The following is a 2006-nucleotide window of genomic DNA, read 5'->3' on the forward strand; positions in this document are numbered from 1 at the left end:
GGGCGGCGCGGGACCGTTTTCTGGCGGACCTCGACGCCTGGGCCGCCCGCCTGGCCGGCTGGGCGCGCGTCGAAGCCTCCGGCCGCTTCACGCCCGAGGGATTCGACTTCGAGATCGTCTTCCGCGGACGGTGAGCCTCAAAAGCTCATTCCGACCGTGGGATCCTTCTCCGAAGCGACCACGCGCTTGGTGTCGCGGTGGAAAATGACGCGCCCCACGCGGTCGTAGTACCAGACGCGGTAGTCCATGTCGAAGCGGATCGCGTCGTTGGACCACCAGCCGTCGGCGCGGCGCGCGGGTTGCCCGAGCGCCTTGACGACCTCCTCGGGGTACATCCCTTCCTCGATGCCCGGGATGGGGCCCTCATCGACCTTCTCGAAGAGGGGCGGCGGGGCGCAGGAAGCGGCCAGGCCGGCCAAAGCGGCCGCGGCGAAGAAGCGCAGCGCCATACGACACCTCCCAAAACGGCGTCTCCTTTGAGGATTCTACGCTATCCGACCCTCTGAATACCTGACGGTTACGAAATCGGTTTCCCCACCGGCGGCGCGCCGGCGCAAAAAAGCCTTGCCTCCCGCCCGCGGGACCGCTAAGAATAAAAGCCCTCCCCGAACGGAACGTGGGCGGGTGGTGGAATTGGCAGACACGTACGTTTGAGGGGCGTATGCCGCAAGGCGTGCGAGTTCGAGTCTCGCCCCGCCCACCAACCCCCCTCCCGTGACCCCAATCCCGAACCCCTCTTGACAAACCCCCGCGAGTAGAGTATAACGTTACTACCTATGGGAAACCGGGAGAAGCTCATCGCCACCGCCGCGGAGATCTTCGGCCGCCGGGGGTATCAGGCCACCAGCGTGGACCACATCCTCGAGGCCGCCGGGGTTTCCCCATCCAACTTTTACTATCATTTCAAGTCCAAGGAAACCCTGGCGTACGAGGTCCTCGAACGCACCTTCGAGGAGCTGCGCAAGGAGATCGCTCCGATCTTCGTGAACCGGCGGCTGGCGCCCCTCGAAAAACTCCAACAGCTTCACCGGCTGTTCGTCAAAAAGATGGAGGAAAACGGGTGCCGGGGCGGCTGCCCCCTCGGCAACCTCGCCCAGGAGCTCTCGGACTCCCATCCGGGATTCCGGCAGCGCCTGGCCGAGTTTTTCGAGGAGTGCATGGCGGGAATCGCCGACATCGTGGCCCAGGGCGTCCGGGAGGGAACGTTCCGGCGGGACGTGGACCCCCGCGCGGCGTCGTACCTCCTTTTCGGCTCGATCGAGGGGCTGATCCTTCTTTCGAAAAGCCTTAAGGACGTGGCGCCGCTGGAGCGGGGATTCCGGCAGGCCCTGGAGCTTTTGGCGAACCCAAATTAGATACCGTCGTTTCTAAGTAGAGGGGCGTCATGGAAACGAAGTTCGAGCACCTGATCGAGACCCACCGTCCCGCGCTCCTGCGCGCGGCGCTGAAGTTCTGCCACGGCGACGAAGCTCTGGCCGAGGACATGGTGCAGGAAACCTACGTGAAGGCCCTGCGTCATGCCGACCGCTTCGTCCCCGGCACGAACCTCCGCGCCTGGCTCATGAGGATCCTCTACAACAACGTCATGAGCGCCTACCGGCACAAGCAGGTCGCGCGCGAGGGCCCCTATCCCGAGGGCTTCGATCCCGTGGAGGAAGAGCCCGCGGATCTCGAAGTGAGCGACGAGCTGGCCCGCGCCGTCAGCGACCTGCCCGAGGACTACCGGAAGGTCTTCCTCATGGCCGCGCTCGAGGATTCGCCCTATCAGGTGATCGCGGAGAAGCTGGGAATCCCCGTGGGCACGGTCATGTCCCGGCTCTGGCGGGCCCGGCGGACGCTCAAGCGGCGCCTGGCTTCCTCCGTGTCGCTCAACTGAGCCGCCGCGCCCTCAGGGGCGCGCGGCCCGCCGGCGCAGGAGCGAAATGAAAAAGGGAGCCCCCAGAAGCGCCGTCACCGCCCCGATCGGCAGCGGCTCCCCCGGCGCCAGCGCCCGCGCGGCCGCGTCC

Annotated in this window: 3 protein-coding genes and 1 tRNA gene; 3 read left to right on the forward strand and 1 reads right to left on the reverse strand. The window is 66.2% G+C overall.

What is annotated here, in order from left to right:
- Positions 1-137: 137 nt before the first annotated feature.
- Entirely contained in the window at positions 138-449 is a 312-nt protein-coding gene (locus VNO22_04075; GenBank protein HXG60531.1) for a hypothetical protein, read from the reverse strand.
- Positions 450-618: 169 nt separating this feature from the next.
- Between VNO22_04075 and VNO22_04080 the strand changes: the two genes are divergently transcribed.
- The 3 genes from VNO22_04080 (at position 619) to VNO22_04090 (ending at position 1876) form a co-directional block, all read left to right on the forward strand.
- Positions 619-703: transfer RNA gene (locus VNO22_04080), tRNA-Leu, on the forward strand.
- A gap of 73 nt (positions 704-776) precedes the next feature.
- Positions 777-1355 carry a TetR/AcrR family transcriptional regulator gene (locus tag VNO22_04085; GenBank protein HXG60532.1) on the forward strand — a complete coding sequence of 193 codons (579 nt, stop codon included), beginning with the start codon at positions 777-779 and terminating at the stop codon, positions 1353-1355.
- Between the two features lie 29 nt (positions 1356-1384).
- Positions 1385-1876, forward strand: a complete 492-nt coding sequence (locus tag VNO22_04090) for an RNA polymerase sigma factor (GenBank protein HXG60533.1) — start codon at positions 1385-1387, stop codon at positions 1874-1876.
- Positions 1877-2006 lie beyond the last annotated feature (130 nt).

It is taken from the genome of Planctomycetota bacterium (assembly GCA_035574235.1).
Lineage (GTDB): Bacteria > Planctomycetota > MHYJ01 > MHYJ01 > JACPRB01 > DATLZA01.

Bases quoted from the DNA above. Each gene is read 5' to 3' on its own strand.
- VNO22_04090 (HXG60533.1), top strand. From the start codon at position 1,385: ATGGAAACGAAGTTCGAGCACCTGATCGAGACCCACCGTCCCGCGCTC.
- VNO22_04085 (HXG60532.1), top strand. From the start codon at position 777: ATGGGAAACCGGGAGAAGCTCATCGCCACCGCCGCGGAGATCTTCGGC.
- VNO22_04075 (HXG60531.1), bottom strand. From the start codon at position 449: ATGGCGCTGCGCTTCTTCGCCGCGGCCGCTTTGGCCGGCCTGGCCGCT.